The sequence below is a fragment of the Pseudomonas sp. SK2 genome, from assembly GCF_016772395.1.
In the GTDB taxonomy this organism is placed as follows: Bacteria; Pseudomonadota; Gammaproteobacteria; order Pseudomonadales; family Pseudomonadaceae; genus Aquipseudomonas; species Aquipseudomonas taiwanensis.
Map to the genome: position 1 here is coordinate 3020201 of NZ_CP061944.1, position 20299 is coordinate 3040499.

Here is a 20299-nt window from a genome sequence, read left to right on the forward strand (position 1 = left end):
TTGCAATGACAACCATGGCAGACACGTCAAGCAATCCCCCGCGCTGATTCGGCTGCTCAGCAGCGCTGCTTCAGAGATTAAGCCTTACTCGATGCCGCGTTAGCTCTGGTTGCTGAGCCAGCAGGACGGCAGCTTAAGACATCAGTGGATGAGTAAAGGTGCATCAGTGGCTCTCCACCGATCCATTTCTTACAGGGGCATAGAAGAGCTTAAGCGGCGGGATCTGCATCTTCCAGCCCCTGAACCTCCAAAACCAAAAAAGCCGTCGATACAGATAAATGGCTTTAAAAAGACAATGGAGGAAAGACTTTGATCTGGTATGGACTACCAATAGGACCCTATTTGTTCCTGATCAGGAGAGACCAAGATTGACCATGTAAGGATTATTCCTTACAATTCATTCTGTACATCCGGGAGAACGCTCATGCCTGCCATCCATGAAATCGCCACATTGACCTCGAAGGGGCAGATCACACTGCCCAAATCCGTTCGCCAGCTTCTGGGCATTGACACTGGTGGCAAGATTGCATTTGACGTGCGCGGGGGTGAAATCGTGGTCAGCCGTGTAGAAACCACGCATGAAGACCCTGCCATCGGTGCGTTCCTGGGTTTGCTGGAGGCTGACATCCGAGGCGGCCGCAACCTCACCACTCTGCCGGTAGACTTGGCGCAAACCATGCTCGCCAACGCAAACCACTCGGTAAACCTGGACGAAGATATCGATGGTGAGGTCGCGATCTGATGCTGCGACATGGCTGGACACTGTTGTTCCATGAAGGTGTGATTTTACAGCTACGCAAATTGCAAGAAGCCGCCGCCCGGGCCGAGCAGAACGACCCGCAAGGTTTTGAAAGTAACGCCAACGTGAAGCTGTTTCGGGCATTGAGCCATCTGATCATGGAGGCTGTGCCTGCCGACCCGGGCCGTGATGAGTTCCGCCAAGGTAACACGCTGGGCACTGCCTACCGACATTGGCGCCGTGCAAAAATCGGCAGGCGCTTTCGGCTGTTCTTTCGCTACGACTCAAGATCCAAGGTCATCGTCTATGCATGGGTCAACGACGAAAACACCCTACGCTCCGCAGGCAGCAAATCCGATCCCTACGCCATATTCGAGAAGATGCTGGGCCGCGGCAACCCTCCTGATGACTGGGATGCGCTGACTGCTGCGACGCGTAGCGACTGGGACGAGCCCAAAGCATAAATTGCGCGAGTGGGTGAGGGATTGCACCTTTGAAACCGATCCCTCCTTGTTGCGTCCACTACAATCCACTCGTAGCTGCTGTTAAAAGGGGTAAATCTGCGGGTACAAATACAATTTCCCATTCATAACCATTTGATTTATATGAATGTCCAAATGTTCTTCGGGGACCCTGACAGTCTTTAGGGCTTCGCGCATGCTTGTTAGCTGATCATTTCTGCCTTTTCCTAGATCATGTCCCTGGAAGTGGTGTAACTCACCCTGTGGCGCTACTAAGCGTCCTCCCCGCCTGTGCTTGATCAGCAGAAAACCAAGATTGACCACGCAAGGATTATTCCTTACCACTCAATTAACAGATCCGGGAGAACGCTCATGCCTGCCATCCACGAAATCGCCACGTTGACCTCGAAGGGGCAGCTCACACTGCCCAAATCCGTTCGCCAGCTGTTGGGCATAGACACTGGAGGCAAGATCGCATTCGACGTACGCGGGGGTGAAATCGTGGTCGGCGCGGCAATCCTCCTGATGACTGGGATGCGCTGACTGCTGCGACGCGTAGCGACGGGGTCGAGTTCAAAGCATAAGTTGCGCAAATGGGTGAGGGTTTGCAGGTTCTGCGCCCGCCCCGCCCCCGGTGCGTCCACTGTAATCCACTCGTAGCTGCTGTCAAAAGGGGTGCATCTGGGGGTACAAAACCAGTTCCCCATTCATAACCAATGGATTTCCATGAATGGCCAAATGCTCCTCCGCGACCCGGATAGTCTCCAAGACCCCGTCTGGAAAACACCCTGGAAGCCCTTGAACACGGGGTTTCATCCACCATTGAGCCCAGGATTGGGGCACGCGCGAGTTACCAATCCCTCATTGTTCATGCCCCCCTCCAGCCGCGTCGCCACTGCCATCGCCACCTCGATGAAAACCCGCACTGCGGCACTCTGATAGGCCCCCTTGCGACGCACCAGCGCAGCGGTGCGCTGTAAGCGCACTGGCTCGAGCGCGATGGCCACCAAACCCTCATGGGCCAGTGCAATGTTGGCGGGAAGCAAGGTCGACAGTGTGGTCCGACGGACGATCTCGATGACCGCACTGATGGTGTTGGCCTCCATCCGTACCTGCGGCTGAATGACGTGTTGCTGGCAGAATCGGTCGATCTGCTCACGAGTAGCGAACTCCGGACTGAGCAGCACCAGCGACTGCGCGCTCAGTGCCTCCAGCCCGATGGAACGCGCCGTGGCCAGCGAGTGCCGCTCGTTGACCACCAGCGCCAGCGTCTCGACCAGCAGCGGACGGGCTTCGACATCGTGGGCCTGTACGTCCTCGAACGCGATCCCCACATCCAGCAGATCCGCGACCAGCAGCTCCTCCATGCGCTCCTGGGAGAGTTCACGTACGTCCAAGGTGATAGACGGGTAACGGCTGTGAAAGGCTTCGACCAAGGGGCCCACGAGGTAGGTGGTGAAGGTTGGCGTGACCGCCACCCGCAGCGAACCCCGGCTGAGGTCGCTGACATCGTGTATGGCGCGCTTGGCCTCCTGCAGCTCTTGAGCTGCCCGGCGTGCATAGCGCAGGTAGACCTCACCCGCATCGGTCAGCCGCGTCGTACGCCCCGACCGGTCGAACAGCTGTGCGCCAAGGCTTTCCTCCAACTGCCTGACCTGCTGCGACAGGGCCGGCTGGGATACATGCAAGGCCGCCGCGGCCCGCGTGAAGCTCAGATGCTCCGCCACGGCGAGGAAGTACTGGATGTGTCGGGCAAGCATGACCACTCACATAAGATTATCTGATCCATTCGATAATAAATGAGACTTTTACCTTATGCCATCTGCTCCGTAACCTTTGCCTCACACACCGCGAGACCGAGGCAACAGCCATGAAAGACATCATTGATGGGTTCCTGAAGTTCCAGCGAAACGCCTTCCCGCAGCGGGTCAAACTGTTCAAGGACCTGGCCACCCAGCAAAACCCACGAGCGCTGTTCATCTCCTGCTCCGACAGCCGTCTGGTGCCGGAACTGGTGACCCAACGTGAGCCAGGCGACCTCTTCGTCATCCGCAATGCCGGCAATATCGTGCCGTCCTACGGACCTGAACCAGGCGGTGTATCCGCCTCGGTCGAGTATGCGGTGGCGGCGCTCAAGGTCGCGGACATCGTGATCTGTGGCCACTCTGACTGCGGCGCCATGACCGCCATCGCCACCTGCAAATGCCTGGACCACATGCCCGCCGTCGCCGGTTGGCTGCGCTATGCCGACTCCGCCCGGGTGGTCAATGAAGCCCGTCACCATGAAGACCAGCACGGCAAGGTCAGGGCCATGGTGCGTGAAAACGTCATCGCGCAACTGGCCAACATCCAAACCCATCCGTCGGTCCGCCTCGCCCTCGAAGAGGGCCGCGTCACCCTGCACGGCTGGATCTACGACATCGAGAGCGGCCGTATCGACGCATTCGATGGCAGCACCGGCAAATTCGTGCCCCTCGCGGATAACCCGCAGGTACACGCTGTTTCCCATCCACCCAAGCACGTTGCCTGAATACGGCTATCCACCCTAGGAGAAAACGCCATGATCCAGACCCAAGCCACCCAAAGTGTTCGCCAGGCCCTGACCGAAGTCATCCTTATGGCCAAGGCCCGCAAAGACCTGTCGTATGCCCAGATCACCGAGGGCACCGGCCTGTCCGAAGCGTTCGTCACCGCCGCGCTACTGGGCCAGCACCCGCTGCCCGCCAGCGCAGCGCAAGTGGTCGGCGACAAGCTCGGCCTTGACGCCGATGGCATTGCCCTGTTGCAGACCATACCGGTGCGCGGCTGCATGGAACGCGGTGTACCCACCGACCCTACCATCTACCGCTTCTACGAGATGCTCCAGGTCTACGGCACCACACTCAAGGCGTTGGTACACGAGAAGTTCGGTGACGGCATCATCAGCGCCATCAACTTCAAGCTGGACGTCAAGAAGGTCGAAGATCCGGAAGGCGGCTCCCGCGCGGTGATCACGCTCGATGGCAAGTACCTGCCGACCAAACCGTTCTAATTCCACGGTAAACGGCCCGACGCCGGGCGGCGTCTGGGCCCCTCCTCCAGGACAGGTAAACATCGATGAAAGCATTACTGACTCTGCTTCTTTGCGGCCTTTGCTCCCTGGCGATGGCAGAGGAGCCGTCGGCCGACACCGGGCATATCCCAGTCGAGCCATACAGCTATTCCCACCCCCTGGATATTGCCCGGGTCGTCTCCCTCAGCAGTGTCCCAGATGTCTGCGAAGTCGTGCCCGCGCGCATGACTTATGACGACTCCCATGGCCATCGACACATTGTTGAGTACCGCGTCTTGGGCAATGGGTGCTCCAACAACTGATGCACAACTGATCGCCGCTCTCGCTGACAACTTCCGTCAGTTGCAGCGCCAGCCCCTCTTCCCCGCGCTGACCTGCTGGAGAAAGTCAGCGATACCGGCGGAGCGAAAAAATCGTCTCATGCCAACTGGATGAATACCGCATAGGCGCCGAGGATCACCCAGAACACCAGAAATATCCATGGCGTGCGCAGAGAGAACAACAGCGACTTACGGTGCCCGACCTGTGAGGTTTCCGCCTCGCTGAACAGCGGCGATTCGTCATAGGCCAGACCCATCAATGGCTCGCTGCGCAGCAGATTGCTCTGTTTCAATTGCCAGTGTTCGATGATCTTGTAGGCCGCGCGAATACCCGGCCAGGCATTGAGCGAGCTCAATACGCCCAGCAGGGCGAGAAATGGAGGGACGAGCAAGGTGAACATCTCGCCCCAGCTTTGGTTGAGGTTGCCCATCGACGATACGAAGGCGATCACCAGAAACGACTGGGCGGCAAGATAGGCGTCAGTGCGGTTGGCGAGAATGCTGGTCTCGTATTGGATTTCGCAACGATAGAAATCCAACCGTTCCTTGGGTGACCCGAACATGCGGGCGTTGTGCTCACTGATTTCGTGTTCAGGAGTGGTCGGGGTGATGATTCGCGGCACGCGCTGGCTCCTGGGCATTGACCGTTCGTGTCCGGTAGATGCGGCTGAAGCAACAAAGATTCAGTGCAATCGAGTCAGGTCATCGACGACGAACCCATACCGCAGCCAGTACACCCAATAGCCGGTGCGCTGATCATCCGCATTGAACCTTGCCGCTTGCGCCCTGCTCCACTGCTGGCAGCCGTAACTTTTCCCAGCCGTGAAGAGGTGCCCCATGAACGCAATCGAATTGTTGATCCAAGACCATCAACTGGTGAAGAAACTGCTTGAAGAGTTGTCCTCGACGACCGAGCGCGCGGTGAAGAAGCGTGCCGAACTGCTTGCGCGGATCAAGCAGGAGGTCAGCATCCATACGACCCTCGAGGAGCAGATCCTGTACCCGGCGATCAAGCAGGCAGGCGGCAAGGAAGAAGCAAAGATGTACTACGAAGCCAAGGAGGAGCACCGCACCGTCGACTCATTGGTCCTCCCCGACCTGTTGCAGACCGACACCGGCACGGTTGAATTCGCCGGTCGGGTAAAGGTGATGAAGGAATTGCTGGAGCATCATATCGAGGAAGAAGAAAGCGACCTCTTCCCGACAGCCCGAAAGCTGCTGGGCAAGACGGCGCTGGAAGAAATGGGCCAGGCCATGGAGGCGCAGAAAAAACTACTCAAGGGCGAGCTACGCGCCGCCTGATAAAGCAACCTGCGCGCCTCCCCGGCGCGCAGGTTTGACCGTCGGGGAAGCCCCAAGGAAGACGCGATGGCCCAATGGCGTCCGTCCGTCGATCGCGATGCACCCTTGCCCAAGCCAGCAGGACCAACAGAAGGTGAACATACCCAAAAAAGGACCATCACCATGAACGTCATGAAGCCCCATTCACTGATGCTCGCGCTGTACCTGGGCGCCTGCCCACCCTGGGCCCTTGCTGCCCCTGACAGCCAAGATCAATCGCGCACGCACAGCCAGGACCACAGGCAAATGGACGACCGGGGACGAGCCACAGGGTCCGGCACCCCTGCGGATGGCATGGGCACCGGGTCGGGTGGAACCGACAGTAATGACACCGACCGCACTGGCGGCGACGGCACCACCCACGACTCAAGCCAGGGGTCTGGCACCGATGGTTCTAGAAGCAATGACACAGGGACTGACAAAGATAACGGCGCAGGTTCCGGCAGCGGCGGTACGGGTGGTAACGGTGGCTAAAGAATCGCCATGACGACCCAGGCATTGCAGCGGCCAAGCGGTGATTCGAGCCAATAGCGCTTCTACGGTACTGTTCTCCATCATCTTGTGCCCGTACATTGGCGCCACGGCGCCAACTGCGTTGTCGTGCCGCCTGTGCAGCTGCTTGCGATTGCGCCTCCCCACCAGCGCCGGCATTGCCGGTGAATACACAGGCATCACTCCGCCGCTCAGGAGTTCACCCCAGCACGCTAACGGGGTTAGGTCGACCTGACCATCGATAGCTCGCTCTGGATTGGCGCAGCGCTGGGCGCGATGGGCGCAGTGGTCCTTGGCCTTGGTACTCACCGACGTTGTGGGGTGTCGCAGCCGACCGGCGCTCGCTCAAGCACATCGCCCCGGCCGCTTCGCAGGTCAGCGACAATTGAGCGGTGCCGCGCCGGCGGTGGGTTTTTCCTGGGGCTGAACCAATGACTGGGCGAGCAAGCGCATCGGTTGCGCAGGCTCGCCCCACCGCATCACCAAAGCGCAATATCGTAGGTCAGGTAAATCCGATTACTGTCGCGACCGCGCGAGAAATCAGAACGGTAGACATAGTTGCGCAGTTTCACGCCCAACCCTTTGATAGGCCCGGATTGCACCACGTAGGCAAGCTCTACGTCTCGCTCCCATTCGCTGATCCCTGCGTCAGCGGAGCGACCATTGTCGCCGCTCAGGTAGCGTGCCATGAAGGTGAGGCCCGGGATACCGGCCGCCGCAAAGTTGTAGGCATAGCTCGCCATCCAGGTTTTCTCTTCCTCCTCGATGAACTTGCCAATACCAACGTTACTGAACGAGTAGACCGTCGCACCGCTGATGTACGGCAATCCCGCGTCGCCATCGAGGACCTGGTACCCGGCACCAACGGTATGCCCGCTGTGGGCGTAGGAAACCTGACCGCTGAACATGTCGTTGTCGATCTTGCCACCGTAGGCGGCCCCGCTGTCGCGGCTCTTGAAATAGCGCAGGTCGGTGGTGAACACACCGCCGGCCAACGGCAGGTCGTGTACCAGCCCGGCATAGTCCTGGCGGTAGAAGTCCTCGAGCTGCCCATGGAAATAGCTCACGCGCAGCTGATTGCTGATGGCGTAGTCGGCACCTGCGAAGCTGAAATCGCCAGACTCGTCGCCACCATAGCCATCGAGGTACAGGCCTGTACTGTCGGAGGAGTCGCGTTGCTTGAAGCGGTCCAGGTGGCCGGCAGTCAGGGTCAGGCCGTCGATGTCGTTGCTGGTCAGTTGCGTGCCCTGGTAGGTCTGCGGCAGCAACCGCGCGTCGTTATAGACCAGCACCGGCGTCTTGGGCAGCAAGGTGCCATGCCTGACCACGGTCTGGCCCAGGCGCGCCTTGGCGGTCACCCCGGCACTGGCGAACTCGTCGGCGGCGCGACCATCGTCATGCACCGGCAGCAAGCCCGTACCGCTGCGTCCGCGCCCCGAATCGAGCCGTACACCGACAAGCCCCAGGGCATCGAGCCCCAGGCCGAGCGGGCCTTGAGTGAACCCTGATTGGTAGTCGAGCAGGAACCCCTGCGCCCATTCCACCCGCTCGCTCTTGGCGTTCGCGGCAGCACGGGCGCTCATGCCCTGCTCGTCGCGGAAGTTTTCGTTGAAATAGACGTTGCGCAGCTGCAGTTTGAGCTTGCTGTCGTCGATGAATCCGGAAGCGCCGGCAACAGGCAGCCAGCCGCAGAGCAGGCCACAGGTGGCCCCACGGAAAACAGCTCGGGACATGATCGGTACTCTTTTGTTGTTCTTGGATAGAGTTGGGCGCCACGGGCGCCCGGTGCAGATCAGACGAAGAAGGACAAGGCTCCGGTGAGCAATGCCAGCGCGGTGATGACCAACGACGTCAGCACCGCCCATTTCACGGTGGCTTTCTGGAAGTCGCCGATATCGCGATCGACCATGCCCACCAACAGCAGGGTCGAGGCCACCAATGGGCTCATCAGGTGCACCGGCTGCCCCAGCACCGAGGCGCGGGCAATTTCAACCGGGTCGATGCCATAGGCCGCGGCCGCGTTGGCAAGGATCGGCACCACGCCGAAGTAGTAGGCGTCGTTGGACAGCACGAAGGTCAACGGCATGCTGGTCACCGCCACCACCAGCGGGAACCAGTGGCTCCAGGCCTCGGGAATCCAGTCGACCAGGGTCTGCGCCAGGGCATCGACCATCTTGGTACCGGAGAAGATGCCAGCGAAGATCCCCGCGGCGAAAACCAGCAGGACCACGGTCATGGCGTTGCCTGAGTGGGCGAGGATGCGCTCTTTCTGAAGTTCCAGCTGCGGATAGTTGATCATCAGCGCCGCAACGAAACCGATCATGAACAGCAGCGCGGAATGCATGACGCCCAACACCAGGGCGGTCATCACCGCAATCACCAGCGCCAGGTTCACATACGCCAGCCGAGGACGCTTGTGCGGGTTGTCGCCGAGGATTTCCTTGATATAGCAGTTGCCACCCCCGGACTCCAGGGCAATGTTGCCGATCCGGCGACGCTCGGCACGACCGAGCAGGTAGGCGGTGAACACCACCCAGACAGCGCCACCGATCACGGTCGGCAGCATTGGAATGAAGTATTCGGTCGCATCCAGTCCGAGCGCAGCGATGGCTCGAGTAGCCGGGCCTCCCCAAGGGCTCATGCCACTCATGATGCTCAACGACAGCATCGACACCGTGGCCAGGATCATCGGATTCATGCCAATGCGCTTGTACAACGGCAGCATTGCCGCGCAGGTGATCATGTAAGTGGTGGTGCCGTCGCCATCGAGTGCTACCAGCAACGACAACAGCGCGGTACCAATGGCGATCTTGATCGGGTCGCCATTGACGCGCTTGAGAATCTTGCGGATCAGCGGGTCGAAAAGACCGGCATCGATCATCAGGCCGAAGAACAGAATCGCGAACAGCAACAGTGCTGCCGATGGCGCCACCATCTTCAAGCCATCGAGCATCATCTTGCCCAGTTCGGGGGCAAAGCCACCGATCACCGCGAAAACGATGGGTACCACGGTGAGCGCAACGATCGGCGACAGGCGTTTACTCATGATCAGGTAGGTGAAGGTCACCACCATGATCAGGCCCAGGAGTGCGAGCATGGTTTTTTCTCTTGTTTTTATTCTATTGCGGCCATCGCCAAGGCAGACGGCCCCCTACCCCACTCGACATCACTGGGATGTTGAGTGGGATTCTAAGTCAACGATGGGAAGTGGAAGCGACTTTCAGCCGTGACGCCGAGGCTCGGCAGACCATTCGACCTCTTCGGCTCCCGTTTCTGCCTGCGCTACCGGAACGCCATTCAGGCGGCGCAGCAGGGTTTCCCGTTCACAGGCGTTTTCCGACAACGAGATGACCACGGTCGCCACGGCGTTACTTGCCAGGCTGGTCAGCGCGCGCGCTTCCGACATGAAGCGGTCGATGCCGATCAGTAAGGCCAAGCCGGCCAGCGGGATGTCGTGGATGACCGTCAGGGTCGAGGCCAGCGCCACGAAACCACTGCCGGTCACACCCGCAGCGCCCTTGGACGACAACAGCATGATTGCCAGCATCGTCACCGTCTGCCCCAGGGTCAGGTCGATGTTGCAGGCCTGGGCGATGAACACCGCCGCCAGCGACAGGTAGATGGCGGTGCCGTCGAGGTTGAAGGAATAGCCGGTTGGCAACACCAGCCCCACCACACCCTTCTTACAGCCAAGTTTCTCCAGTTTCTCCAGCATGCGCGGCAGAACGGGCTCGGTGGACGATGTGCCGAGCACCACCAGGAACTCCTCCCGGAAGTATCGCAGCAGCTTCCACAGGCTGAAGCCATGCGCACGGCAGATACCACCGAGCACCACCAGCACGAAGAACGCGCAGGCGATGTACAGCGTCCCGACCAGCTTGGCCAATGCCCCCAGGGACGTCACCCCGTACTGTCCGACGGTGAACGCCAGCGCACCGAAGGCGCCGACAGGGGCAAAGCGCATCAGGTAGCCGAAGATGCGAAAGACCATGGTCGAGACGGACTCCAGCACATCGAGCACCGGCTTGCCCTTCTCGCCCATCGATGACAGGGCGAAACCGCTGAGCACCGCAATGAACAGCACCGGCAGCACTTCACCCTTGTTGAATGCACCGATGAAGGTGTCAGGGATGATGTGCATGAAGAAATCGACCACGCTGAGCTTCGCCGCAGAGGCGGCGTACTGGCCAAGCCCCTCGGTGCTGAGCGTGGCGGGGTCGATGTTCATGCCGACACCTGGGCGCAACAGATGCACCGCTGCCAGGCCGATCACCAGGCTGACGACAGTCAGTACCAGGAACAGCAGCAACGTCTTGCTCATCAACCGCCCCAGGGAGCGCTTGTCGGTCATGCCGGCAATACCGGTGACGATGGTGCAGAAAACCACGGGGGCGATCATCATCTTGATCAGCTTGATGAACGCATCACCCAGTGGTTTGAGCGCAACGGCCTGTTGCGCCCAGAAGTGGCCGACCACCACGCCCAGCAGGACGGCGCAGAGGATCTGGAAATACAGTGACTTCGCGAGTTTCATGAGGCATCACCCATTGTTGAAATTGTGCGGATGTGCTGGTTGCCGATGTGATCGGCCTGTTGCCTACCCTGCCAGCCTGCGCAAGGTTGGGGCGTAGACGAAACCTGAGAACAGCCGGCGGGCGGTTCGTACCACAGAGGCCTGGAGCGTCTTGCCGTCGGCACCGCTGCGCGAGAGCGCCACGTCGATGCCACCGCTCGGATGTTCCAGACGGACTTCTTCCAAGTGCTGGGCTTGCTCGCCGAGCATGTCCATGATCACGGTGCCAGGGCTGACGCAGGCAGTCGCCAAGCCAATAGCACCGGTGATGGCCAAGGCCCGGTGGCAGTTATGAGGCATGAAGTAACGCACCTGGAGCGTGCCGTCATGACGCGGCGGAGAAACCAGGACAGGCTTCGGGATCACCATGCCGCTGACATCGCCCAGCCCCATCGCCTTGCCGGCCTTCAGGCGCAGGGCCTCCAGCCGTTGCAGCAGGCGGGTATCGGCATCCAGCTGCGCCGGGGTCTCTGAACCGGTCATGCCCAATTCGCTGGCATGGACGATCATCATCGGCATGGCCATGTCGATGCAGGTGACCGGTACACCGTCGATCACATCCTGGGCCTGGCCAGTGGGGAACAGTTTACCTGTCTTGCTACCGACCGCATCGAGGAAGGTCAGGTGCACCGGGGCGGCAGTCCCTGGTACGCCGTCGATTGCCGTGCGGCCTTCGTATCGCACGATGCCACCTGGTGTTTCCACCAGCGAGTTGACGAAGGTGTTGGTGTTGAGGTTGCGGATGCGAACCAAGGTCTTGCCATCCTGAGGCTTGACCAGGCCTTGCTCGATGGCGAACGGGCCAACGGCGCAGAGCATGTTGCCGCAGTTGGGCGCGGTATCGACCCGGCGCTGGGCAACCATGACCTGAACGAAGAGGTAGTCGACGTCTGCGTCGGCATGCAGCGAAGGGCTGATGATCGCCACCTTGCTGGTTTGCGGGCTACCACCACCGATACCGTCGATTTCCAGTTCGTGCCCGGAACCCATCAGGTTGATCAGCAATTCGTCGCGTTCGACCACATTGGCAGGAAGATCCCATGCGTGGAAAAAAGGCCCCTTGGAGGTGCCACCGCGCATGAGTACGCAAGGAATTCGTTGCATGATTTCGCACTCTTGTTGATCAATGGACATCATTGATGTTGTGGACACAAGATTGACAGGGATGGATAAATCAATCCAATGCAAATATCGTAGGCATTATTGCGAAACGTGGATTAATTCACCGCTAAGGCCGGGGAGCGAAATCAGATGGAATATGAGCTGCAAGATATACGATCGTTCGTGAAAATCGCCGAACTTGGCAGTTTCCATGAGGCTGCGGAAGCGCTGCATTTGTCGCAGCCGGCCCTGAGTCGGCGGATAAAGAAACTCGAGGAAGGCTTGGGCACCTCGCTGCTCGAACGCACCACCCGTCGCGTCAGCCTCACCAGTGTCGGGCGGGACTTCCTGCCCAAGGCCAGACGCTTGCTCGATGACTTCGAGGACTCGATCCTGAGCATTCGCGAACTGGCCGAACGACAGACCGGCCAGGTCACCCTCGCCTGCATTCCGACCGCAGCGTTTTACTTCCTGCCTTCGGTGATCCGCGACTACAACGAGCAATACCCGAAGATCCGCATTCGCTTGCTGGACCTTAGCGCCAACGATGGGCTCGAGGCCGTGCTGCGGGGTGAGGCTGACTTCGGCATCAACATGATGAGTGGCCAGCACCCGGACATCGAATTCGTCTCCCTGGTGCAGGAACACTTCGTCCTGGCCTGCCGCCGGGACCATAAGCTGGCGACCCGCGACGCCGTCACCTGGACGGAACTTGCCGACTACCGCCTGATCGGCGTAGGCCGCCTGAGCGGCAATCGGATGCTGCTGGACCATGCGCTTTCCGGGCTCAACCTGCGGCCCAAGTGGTTCTATGAGGTCCAGCACCTGTCCACCTCGCTGGGCATGGTCGAGGCCGGGCTGGGGGTGTCGGCCATGCCCAGCCTGGCGATGCCCAGCGCCGACCACCCGACGCTGGTCAGCGTGCCGCTGATCGAACCCCAGGTGACCCGCACCCTGGGCCTGGTCTATCGCCGAGGGGCGTCGCTGTCGCCCGCAGCGGAGAAATTCGTGTCGATCCTGCTGGACAAGTGGCCTAACCGTTGAGCGAGAGGACTTGCCTGTGGTTTGGCGCAACGCAGGGCGAATGCCAGATGCGATCATGGCTCATTCCCCTCCCAGGCCCAGCGTGTTGGGTCGGCGTTTCTCGATCGCGAACTTGAGCAATGCCGCGCTGCGGAACAGGCCATGGGCGAACTTGCCGTAGGGCAACGTGATGAACAGCGCCATGACCGTACCCAGGTGAATCGCCAGCACGATCGCCATCGCAGCCGTGTCACGCAGGCCCAACAACGCCAGGCCCGTGGCGCTGACCAGCAGCAGAAGCAAGATGAACGCCCGGTCCATGGGACGCTGGGCGACATCGCCCTGCTCCGGCGCCCTGCGAAGGTTGAGCGCCAGCAGCCCGGCTGGCCCGACGATCAACCCAAGACCGCCCAACGTGCCGAGCAACACCGGTGCACTCAACAGGGGGTATGGCGCCTGGTAGCCCAACAGGTAGTGATACCCGGTGGCAACCACTGTGGCGGCGAAACACAGCATGAAGCCGTAGAAGGTGAAGTGATGGAAACGTCGCCGCCACAGTGTGTAGCGATCGTCGGCGTTGTTGCAGCCCTGGCCATGCCCTCCATCGAGATACTTGAGGGTCAATGCCGCACTCGATGCCTCCACCACAGCCCCTTTGACTGGTTGCGCCTGCGCCTCGGCCGGCGAGACCGAACGCCAGAAACGGCGTACCGCGACCGCCAGCGCCAGACTCGCCGCAGCGAAGACACCGCCGAACATCAGCGCCAGGGTGTTATGCGGGAAAACTGCATAGAAATTCCCCGCCAACCGACCGGGCAACAGCGTGCCGTTGGCGCACAAGGTCAACAGCAAGAACAACGACAGTGCCACTGCCAAAGCACTGGCGACGAAGATGCCGTTGTGTCGATACAAGCGTCCGAACAGGGCCGGCCAGGCGTACTCGGCGTAGGTTTGCCCACGCACCTTCGCCATAGCCTGCGGCACGTTGACGGCAAATTCGTGGGGTTGAGCGTACTGGCAAGCATGCAGGCACGCGCCGCAGTTGTGGCAAAGGTTGGCCAGGTAGTGGATATCTGCCTTGCCGAACTCAAGCCTGCGGGTCATGGCCGGGAACACCGCGCAGAAGCCCTCGCAGTAACGGCAGGCGTTGCAAATGCGCATTTGCCGGTCGACTTCCTGCTCCTCGACGTTCAACACCGGGATCAAATCGAATGCGGGCTGGGCGGTATCAGGCTGGAATGGTTCAGGCAGTTGCGCGGTCATGGCGTTTCTCTTTTTCTGGATGTTCGTAGCCTGCCGCAGCAGCGGCGCTGGTCCCGGCGATGCGCCCGAAGGCGGTACCGATGGACATGCCGACACCGGCGGTGTAGCCCTTGCCCAGCACATTGCCCGCCATCATCTCGCCGGCAACAAACAGGTTCGGGCTGGGATTCCCATCGAAATGGACGGCGGCCGTTTCATCGGTGCGCAGCCCCAGGTAGGTGAAGGTCACACCCGGTCGCAGCGGGTAACCGTAGTACGGAGGTGTATCGATCGGGCGCGCCCAGTGGCTTTTCACAGGCGCCAGGCCTACGGTGTGACAGTCGTCCAGCTGCGTGTGATCGAAGGTACCCACCTGACAGGCATGGTTGTAGGCGAGCACGGTTTCGACGAAGGCTTGGACAGGCAAGCCAAGCAGGCCCGCCAACGCCTCAAGGCTGTCGGCGGTAGCGCCCGGAAACACCGGCGGCATGAATCGACCCAGGGCTTTCTGGTCGATGATCGAGAAACCCACCTGCCCAGGCTGATGGGCCACCAGACGCCCCCAGATGGCATAGCGCTTGGGCCAGAAATCCTCACCTTCATCGTAGAAGCGCTGCCCGTCGCGGTTGACCACCACGCCCAGCGACACACAATCGATGCGGGTGCAGATCCCGCCGTCGTAGAGAGGCGCACGGGCGTCGATCGCTACCATGTGTGCCTGCGTCGGGTCGCCAATCTTGTCTGCGCCCTGTTCGATCAGGCGGCGTAACAGAACCCCGTCGTTGAAACGCGTGCCGCGAATCAGGAAATTGTCCGAGGGCCACTCCCCTCGCGGGTTCTGCCCCCAGGCCTCGCGCAACCACTGACGGTTGGACTCGAACCCCCCGGCTGCAAGCACACAAGTGCGCGCCTCGATGCGCTCGGCAGGAAGGTGCCGGCCCTGGACCTCACGCGCCGGCACATGGGCTGCAACGAAGGATCCCTCTTGCAGTTCAATGTCGGCGACAGGCGTGTCGTAACGTACCTGCACCCCAAGGTTCTCGGCGCTGCGATAGTAGGCATTGATCAGCGCCTTGCCGCCGCCCATGAAAAAGGCGTTGGTTCGTGCGGTATGCAGCGCACCAGATAACGAGGGCTGAAAGTGCACGCCATGACGGCGCATCCACCCGCGGCAATTGGAGGAGGCACGGATCACCAGGCGCGCGAGCTTTTCGTCGGTCTGGCCACCGGTGACCTTCAGCAGGTCCTGCCAGAACTCTTCTTCCGGATACGCGTCGACCAGTACGTCCTGCGGGGCATCATGCATGCACCGCAAGTTACGCGTGTGTTGGGAATTGCCACCCCGCCAGGCGCGGGGGGCAGCCTCAAGCAGCAGTACGCTGGCTCCGGCTTCCCGCGCCATCAGCGCGGCACAGAGGGCGGCATTGCCCCCTCCAATGACTAGCACATCGATCATTTCGCCTCCAAGTCACGAAGCGCCGAATGTTCGGCTGCTCCTCGTGACCAGGGACTCTAATGAGTACCCAGAGGGTCCGAAACGCGATTAGCGGGGGGAGGCATTCAGTTTTTCTAAAGGCTACGGATGGCAATGCCGGGAGACTGAGTCAAAGCAACTGCGCTCCGGGCCATCGGTCCTGCTCCACCAACTCCCGAGAAACCTCCTGCAGCACGATCCGTGTCGCCAAGGCGGCCGGCGAGAGCTCGTCATCGGTCAGGCTGACGATCAGGTTCCGGCGCTGCGCCTGTGCTTCGTCAATGGCGAACACCCGCAAGCCTGCGTGATGCGCCCGTGCGACGGTCGCGCCGGGCTGGATGGTGGCGGCATGCCCTGCACAGACGCAATCCATCAACAGCGACAGGCCATCGACTTCCATGACGATCGAGGGTTCCAGCCCGGCCCGTTCGAAGATCGAGCGCAGCGTGGTGCGCAGGCCGTGCTGTGTGCTGGGCATCACCAGAGGCAGCGAGGCGATTTGTTGCAGGGTCAGGGCCTCGCCCCAGTTGGCATCGACCAGCGCGGCGGGAACCAGGACGAACAACCGCTCGTTGAGTAGCGGCCGGACCTCCAGCCTAGGCCCCGCGTCTGCCTGGAACAGCACAGCAAGGTCAAGGTGCCTGGCGTTGAGTTGGTTCATCAGGTAGCCCGACAGCATCTCCACCAGGTGCAGACGGATATCGGGATAGCGTTCGCGCATCCTGTCGATCAACGCCAGACCAAGAATGGATGCAGTAGTCGGTGCCAATCCGACACTGGCATAACCGCTCATACGGCCGCTTTGCGCGGCTAGGACAGCATGATCCGCCTGCCGTAGCGCCAGCCGTGCATGGTATTCGAAGGCCAGGCCCGCTGCCGTCGGCGAGACACCGGTACTAGACCGCGTCAACAACCGAGTACTCACTTCGCTTTCCAGCTTCGACAGTTGCTGGCTCAAGGCAGAAGCGCCAACCCCAAGCTCAAGCGCAGCACGGCCAAGGCTGCCGCACTCCAATACACTGAGGAAATAGCGAAGTTGACGTAATTCCATGTGGGTCTCTTTCAGCGATATGGGTCTGGTCTGGCCCCATGGTAAAGGCAAAAGTGCAATGGCCAAGGTGCGAAAGCCTCAGCGCAACCCGGTGGCCTCAAACGACTCCACACGTCACTGCACGAAAACCCGCACCCGGGCGCTCAAAAGGCGATTGGGGGAATAGACCATAGAGATCGGATTGGACTCAAGCGACCAGCACGCCAGCAACCGAACCCGTGCGTCAGACTCGAAATGCGGTTCGACCATGCCCGCTTCGCGGGTAAAGCCGCTCCCAAAGTGGCCTGGACGCACGCTGGCGTATCAGAGCAACAGCCTGTGGTTCTGCAGTGCCTTCCTGACCGCCAACGCTGCTTCAAACAGGGACCGTTCCTCATAAGGCGCGAATCCCAGCAAAAAACCTGCAGACACCGGCGCTTGGAAAAATGGCGAAAGTGGCAGTACATCAACGTTGGCTTCTTCGATTCGACGACCCGCTTCAGACTCGCTACCGACCAGCAATGAGCAAGCGATGTCCAGGCCAGCACGAATCTCCGGCACCTCGATCAAACCCTGCCAGTGTGCTTGAGCTGCGCAGTTGAGCGCCTCAGCACGCAGCGAATAGCGTTTGCGCATGCGTCTGACATGCCGTTCGAAATGCCCTTGATCGAAAAATGCCGCCAGCACCGCCTGACTCAGGCTGTTAGGGTGTCGTGAGGTCAACGCTACCGCGCGGGTAAAGACATCGACCAGATGTGTAGGGAGCGCCAGATACGCCAGGCGAGCGGACGGGAACAGCAGTTTGCTGAATGTGCCGGCGAGGATTACCGACTCATCGGCACCCGCCATGGCGCGCAAGGCTGGAATGGGCTTGGCAATGAATCGATACTCGCTGTCGTAGTCATCTTCAATGATATAGGCCCCAGAAGCGCTCGCCCAACGCAGCAATGCAAGCCTCCTGGCGGGAGACAGTTCATGGCCGGTGGGCATTTGCCGCGAGGGCGTCACATAAGCGAGCTTAGCCTTAGGGGCGGCCTGAATACCATCCTCGACCCGCATACCCTGTTGATCCACCGGGACGCCCACGACCTCACAACCTGCCACCGCCATAAGCTGACGTACCCCCGGGTAACCCGGGTCCTCCATCCAGACGCTCTCCCCTGGCGGAACCAATAAGCGCAAACATAGATCGATCCCCTGTTGCACGCTACTGAGCACCACGATCTGGTCAGCCGAAATATGCACGCCTCGAGCGCAGCCCAGATAGTCGGCGATGGCGTGACGCAAACTCGGCAACCCGGCGGCATCATAATCGAGCAGCGCTTCCAGTTTGGAACTGCGCATCTGCTGGATATGCAGCTTGCGCCAAAGGTCTATCGGGAATGACCGAACGTCACTACGCATCGGGAAGAAAGGACGAAGTCCAGGCGCGACCTTGCGCCTGGCGAATGCCGGCGTGGCAGTCTGCAGCCGCTCGACCCATTCCGTGCTTGGGGGAATCCGCCGCACCGGGATTTGCGCTCCACCGCCTCGCTGGCGGGGAAACACCCGTTGTTTGGCATCAGGCAGCTCCAAGCACACACGGGTGCCACTGCCTGTTCGGCTGACCGCATAGCCCTCAGACAAAAGCTGCTGATACGCTGCCTGTACCGTTCCGCGTGCGACGCCGAGTCGTGCAGCCAGCGTCCGACTTCCCGGGAGCTTGCTTCCTGCAGCCAGACGCCCGGCAAGCATTGCCTCGCGCAACTCCAGATACAGCCACTCCTGAAGATTGACGCCCGCAGTTGACCTTCCCGAGGGTAGCGCTATCGCACCGAACAGGGTCGCATCGGATGGCATGGGCACCTCAAAAGTGGATCAGTGAATTAGAGTCCAAGTGGATCAATACTATAGTCCGCTTCATGACCACAATTGAACCCTACCCAAGCTTCTCGCGCTGTGTGCGAACCGGGCCAGGGAATCCCGCAAATGACGCCCCGCATGTCGCGCGCTCACCACCGTCCCGAAGAAAGGAAACAACCCATGAGTCGCCTCAATTGGTTTCAAGCTTCGCCTGGCGCAGCCAAGTCCCTTGGAGGTCTGCATCATTTCGTGACCACGGCTACGAATCTGCCGGCCCCCCTCATCCATCTGGTGTTTCTCAGAGTGTCCCAGATCAATGGATGCGCCCACTGCATTGATCTGCATTCACGGGATCTGATCAAAGAAGGTATGTCGGTGGACAAGCTGGTGTTAGTACCGGTATGGCATGAAGCGCAGGACTTGTTCACGGATCTGGAACGCTCGGCTCTGGCCTGGGCAGAGGAAGTCACACGGGTTAGCGAGACCCATGTGTCGGACGAAGCATACGCAGCGGCCTCGGCGATGTTTGCAGAGAAGGACCTCGTTGACCTGACGGCGGCCATTGCCGCCATGAATGCTTTCAACCGTATGGGAGTCAGCTTCCGGTTACGGCCTGCTGCCGAGGCTTGATCCCGAGGTTCATGAAGAAGGCAAAAAAAGGCCCGCGCTAGAACGGGCCGAAGACCTGATTGGGAACGTCGAACGAACGTTACATCTGTTCTGATGAGCGCCCCCGGCAAAGGTTTTTCAGCGATACGGATCACACCGACGAACGGCAACCTCCGCCACGTGCCAGCCTCAGCGCCAATGGGTCATCGGCGCGCCTGTGACGGGGTCCTGCACGGGGCCTGGTACGACAGCGATGCGCGCAATTGCCTGAGCGTAGGTGTGGGCATCAGGCCGCTGGATGTCGTAGTCCTCCTGCCCGCGGGGATAGGCCCCGACCACCAGGAAGTCTTCGCTGCACTCGACGCAGCGATGGCCCGTCCCGGCCGGCAACACCAGCACATCGCCAACCCTCACGCTCAGCGTCTGACCCGCTTCGCCACCGAGGGTCACCTGGGCGCGGCCCGCGGCGACGCCCAATACCTCATGGGCATTGGGATGAAAGTGGTGATAGTCGAATATCCCGGCGCGCCAGAGCGGCGTCCAGCCATGGCCGGCGAACAATGCCTCGAACGCATTGGCATTGTCATTATCAGGGTCGAGCTGCAAGCGATAGCACAACACGGGGAAACGGTTGTTGGGCGTTACCCCGTCGTCTTCGAAGTGCAGGGTCTGCAGCGCGCCACTGCTGGTGTCGATGTCATTCATCTGTGCCCCGTCCCGATCAGGTTGTCGATGTGCCTGGGAACCCCTCGCCCGAGATGAGGTTCCGGTTAGCCGACCGACGTGAACGCCGTTGAAACTTTACCGGCGCGTGCCAAGTCCAGACCCCTATCGAGGACAGACCGGGAGAAGACAATGAGCGGCACGGTAGGCCACTTTCTGGTGGAGCGCTTGTATCAGTGGGGGGTACGGCGCATCTTCGGCTACCCCGGCGATGGCATCAATGGCATGTTCGGCGCACTGTGCTGATCGAATTCAAGACCGACCCCAACGTGCCGCC

The 20299-nt window shown here is 60.5% G+C and carries 20 protein-coding genes and 1 pseudogene; 10 read left to right on the forward strand and 11 right to left on the reverse strand.

Translation table 11 applies throughout. The annotated features are described in order from the left end of the window. The first annotated feature begins 424 nt into the window (after positions 1 to 424). The 3 genes and pseudogenes from IF103_RS13410 to IF103_RS13420 all read left to right on the forward strand — a co-directional run. Complete coding sequence (locus IF103_RS13410; protein WP_023380886.1) at positions 425 to 742, forward strand: type II toxin-antitoxin system PrlF family antitoxin; 318 nt, start codon at positions 425 to 427, stop codon at positions 740 to 742. After that, entirely contained in the window at positions 742 to 1203 is a 462-nt protein-coding gene (locus tag IF103_RS13415; protein ID WP_023380887.1) for a type II toxin-antitoxin system YhaV family toxin, read from the forward strand. Before IF103_RS13410 ends, IF103_RS13415 begins: the two co-directional genes overlap by 1 nt. 369 nt (positions 1204 to 1572) lie before the next feature. After that, positions 1573 to 1707, forward strand: a pseudogene (locus IF103_RS13420) (AbrB/MazE/SpoVT family DNA-binding domain-containing protein); the annotation flags it as partial. Positions 1708 to 2012: 305 nt separating this feature from the next. On the opposite strand, the gene cynR reads toward IF103_RS13420, so the two are convergent. Beyond that, positions 2013 to 2960: a transcriptional regulator CynR gene (gene cynR / locus IF103_RS13425; RefSeq protein ID WP_104881673.1), complete on the reverse strand. Its 948-nt coding sequence runs from the start codon at positions 2958 to 2960 to the stop codon at positions 2013 to 2015. Between the two features lie 110 nt (positions 2961 to 3070). On the opposite strand from cynR, the gene IF103_RS13430 reads away from it, so the two are divergent. The 3 genes from IF103_RS13430 to IF103_RS13440 all read left to right on the forward strand — a co-directional run bounded on the left by IF103_RS13430 (position 3071) and on the right by IF103_RS13440 (position 4554). Beyond that, positions 3071 to 3730 (forward strand): carbonic anhydrase, encoded by a 660-nt coding sequence (locus IF103_RS13430; RefSeq protein ID WP_023380891.1) that lies wholly within the window; start codon positions 3071 to 3073, stop codon positions 3728 to 3730. A gap of 30 nt (positions 3731 to 3760) precedes the next feature. Then, complete coding sequence (gene cynS, locus IF103_RS13435; RefSeq protein ID WP_023380892.1) at positions 3761 to 4231, forward strand: cyanase; 471 nt, start codon at positions 3761 to 3763, stop codon at positions 4229 to 4231. A gap of 65 nt (positions 4232 to 4296) precedes the next feature. Then, positions 4297 to 4554 carry a DUF2790 domain-containing protein gene (locus tag IF103_RS13440; RefSeq protein ID WP_081669618.1) on the forward strand — a complete coding sequence of 86 codons (258 nt, stop codon included), beginning with the start codon at positions 4297 to 4299 and terminating at the stop codon, positions 4552 to 4554. Positions 4555 to 4670: 116 nt separating this feature from the next. Here the strand turns inward: IF103_RS13440 and IF103_RS13445 are convergent, their stop codons facing one another. Next, positions 4671 to 5195 (reverse strand): hypothetical protein, encoded by a 525-nt coding sequence (locus IF103_RS13445; protein WP_023380894.1) that lies wholly within the window; start codon positions 5193 to 5195, stop codon positions 4671 to 4673. Between the two features lie 214 nt (positions 5196 to 5409). On the opposite strand from IF103_RS13445, the gene IF103_RS13450 reads away from it, so the two are divergent. Both IF103_RS13450 and IF103_RS13455 read left to right on the forward strand, forming a co-directional pair. After that, on the forward strand, positions 5410 to 5874 hold the full coding sequence (locus tag IF103_RS13450; RefSeq protein ID WP_023380895.1) for a PA2171 family ribosome-binding persister protein: 465 nt from the start codon (positions 5410 to 5412) through the stop codon (positions 5872 to 5874). Positions 5875 to 6036: 162 nt separating this feature from the next. Continuing rightward, a complete protein-coding gene (locus tag IF103_RS13455; protein WP_202675394.1) occupies positions 6037 to 6387 on the forward strand; it encodes a hypothetical protein in 351 nt (116 codons plus the stop codon). Between the two features lie 497 nt (positions 6388 to 6884). On the opposite strand, the gene IF103_RS13460 is transcribed toward IF103_RS13455, so the two are convergent. The 4 genes from IF103_RS13460 to IF103_RS13475 form a co-directional block, all read right to left on the reverse strand. Beyond that, positions 6885 to 8138 (reverse strand): OprD family porin, encoded by a 1254-nt coding sequence (locus IF103_RS13460; protein WP_202675395.1) that lies wholly within the window; start codon positions 8136 to 8138, stop codon positions 6885 to 6887. A 59-nt stretch (positions 8139 to 8197) separates the two neighbouring features. Further along, positions 8198 to 9502, reverse strand: coding sequence for a CitMHS family transporter (locus IF103_RS13465; protein WP_023380898.1), 1305 nt, complete (start codon positions 9500 to 9502; stop codon positions 8198 to 8200). A 123-nt stretch (positions 9503 to 9625) separates the two neighbouring features. Then, positions 9626 to 10939, reverse strand: coding sequence for a C4-dicarboxylate transporter DctA (dctA, locus tag IF103_RS13470; RefSeq protein ID WP_023380899.1), 1314 nt, complete (start codon positions 10937 to 10939; stop codon positions 9626 to 9628). 63 nt (positions 10940 to 11002) lie between these two features. Further along, the gene (locus IF103_RS13475) at positions 11003 to 12082 is read right to left on the reverse strand and encodes a 4-oxalomesaconate tautomerase (RefSeq protein ID WP_023380900.1); all 1080 of its coding nucleotides are present in this window, start codon (positions 12080 to 12082) and stop codon (positions 11003 to 11005) included. A gap of 147 nt (positions 12083 to 12229) precedes the next feature. Between IF103_RS13475 and IF103_RS13480 the strand changes: the two genes are divergently transcribed. Next, positions 12230 to 13123, forward strand: a complete 894-nt coding sequence (locus IF103_RS13480) for a LysR family transcriptional regulator (protein WP_023380901.1) — start codon at positions 12230 to 12232, stop codon at positions 13121 to 13123. A 60-nt stretch (positions 13124 to 13183) separates the two neighbouring features. On the opposite strand, the gene tcuB is transcribed toward IF103_RS13480, so the two are convergent. From tcuB to pdxR, 4 genes are all read right to left on the reverse strand, one after another. Then, positions 13184 to 14365: a tricarballylate utilization 4Fe-4S protein TcuB gene (tcuB, locus tag IF103_RS13485; protein WP_023380902.1), complete on the reverse strand. Its 1182-nt coding sequence runs from the start codon at positions 14363 to 14365 to the stop codon at positions 13184 to 13186. Then, on the reverse strand, positions 14346 to 15800 hold the full coding sequence (gene tcuA, locus IF103_RS13490) for an FAD-dependent tricarballylate dehydrogenase TcuA (RefSeq protein ID WP_202675396.1): 1455 nt from the start codon (positions 15798 to 15800) through the stop codon (positions 14346 to 14348). The genes tcuB and tcuA overlap by 20 nt, the downstream gene beginning before the upstream one ends. Positions 15801 to 15948: 148 nt before the next feature. After that, complete coding sequence (locus IF103_RS13495; protein WP_104881666.1) at positions 15949 to 16869, reverse strand: LysR family transcriptional regulator; 921 nt, start codon at positions 16867 to 16869, stop codon at positions 15949 to 15951. Positions 16870 to 17172: 303 nt separating this feature from the next. Beyond that, positions 17173 to 18687: a MocR-like pyridoxine biosynthesis transcription factor PdxR gene (pdxR, locus tag IF103_RS13500; protein WP_027906707.1), complete on the reverse strand. Its 1515-nt coding sequence runs from the start codon at positions 18685 to 18687 to the stop codon at positions 17173 to 17175. Between the two features lie 183 nt (positions 18688 to 18870). On the opposite strand from pdxR, the gene IF103_RS13505 reads away from it, so the two are divergent. Then, entirely contained in the window at positions 18871 to 19320 is a 450-nt protein-coding gene (locus IF103_RS13505; protein WP_023380906.1) for a carboxymuconolactone decarboxylase family protein, read from the forward strand. Positions 19321 to 19488: 168 nt separating this feature from the next. On the opposite strand, the gene IF103_RS13510 is transcribed toward IF103_RS13505, so the two are convergent. Continuing rightward, positions 19489 to 20004, reverse strand: a complete 516-nt coding sequence (locus IF103_RS13510) for a cupin domain-containing protein (protein WP_186598210.1) — start codon at positions 20002 to 20004, stop codon at positions 19489 to 19491. Positions 20005 to 20299: the final 295 nt, after the last annotated feature.

Coding starts and splice junctions, on each gene's coding strand:
- IF103_RS13410 (WP_023380886.1), top strand. CDS start 425: ATGCCTGCCATCCATGAAATCGCCACATTGACCTCGAAGGGGCAGATC.
- IF103_RS13415 (WP_023380887.1), top strand. CDS start 742: ATGCTGCGACATGGCTGGACACTGTTGTTCCATGAAGGTGTGATTTTA.
- cynR (WP_104881673.1), bottom strand. CDS start 2,960: ATGCTTGCCCGACACATCCAGTACTTCCTCGCCGTGGCGGAGCATCTG.
- IF103_RS13430 (WP_023380891.1), top strand. CDS start 3,071: ATGAAAGACATCATTGATGGGTTCCTGAAGTTCCAGCGAAACGCCTTC.
- cynS (WP_023380892.1), top strand. CDS start 3,761: ATGATCCAGACCCAAGCCACCCAAAGTGTTCGCCAGGCCCTGACCGAA.
- IF103_RS13440 (WP_081669618.1), top strand. CDS start 4,297: ATGAAAGCATTACTGACTCTGCTTCTTTGCGGCCTTTGCTCCCTGGCG.
- IF103_RS13450 (WP_023380895.1), top strand. CDS start 5,410: ATGAACGCAATCGAATTGTTGATCCAAGACCATCAACTGGTGAAGAAA.
- IF103_RS13455 (WP_202675394.1), top strand. CDS start 6,037: ATGAACGTCATGAAGCCCCATTCACTGATGCTCGCGCTGTACCTGGGC.
- IF103_RS13460 (WP_202675395.1), bottom strand. CDS start 8,138: ATGTCCCGAGCTGTTTTCCGTGGGGCCACCTGTGGCCTGCTCTGCGGC.
- IF103_RS13465 (WP_023380898.1), bottom strand. CDS start 9,502: ATGCTCGCACTCCTGGGCCTGATCATGGTGGTGACCTTCACCTACCTG.
- dctA (WP_023380899.1), bottom strand. CDS start 10,939: ATGAAACTCGCGAAGTCACTGTATTTCCAGATCCTCTGCGCCGTCCTG.
- IF103_RS13475 (WP_023380900.1), bottom strand. CDS start 12,082: ATGCAACGAATTCCTTGCGTACTCATGCGCGGTGGCACCTCCAAGGGG.
- IF103_RS13480 (WP_023380901.1), top strand. CDS start 12,230: ATGGAATATGAGCTGCAAGATATACGATCGTTCGTGAAAATCGCCGAA.
- tcuB (WP_023380902.1), bottom strand. CDS start 14,365: ATGACCGCGCAACTGCCTGAACCATTCCAGCCTGATACCGCCCAGCCC.
- tcuA (WP_202675396.1), bottom strand. CDS start 15,800: ATGATCGATGTGCTAGTCATTGGAGGGGGCAATGCCGCCCTCTGTGCC.
- IF103_RS13495 (WP_104881666.1), bottom strand. CDS start 16,869: ATGGAATTACGTCAACTTCGCTATTTCCTCAGTGTATTGGAGTGCGGC.
- pdxR (WP_027906707.1), bottom strand. CDS start 18,687: ATGCCATCCGATGCGACCCTGTTCGGTGCGATAGCGCTACCCTCGGGA.
- IF103_RS13505 (WP_023380906.1), top strand. CDS start 18,871: ATGAGTCGCCTCAATTGGTTTCAAGCTTCGCCTGGCGCAGCCAAGTCC.
- IF103_RS13510 (WP_186598210.1), bottom strand. CDS start 20,004: ATGAATGACATCGACACCAGCAGTGGCGCGCTGCAGACCCTGCACTTC.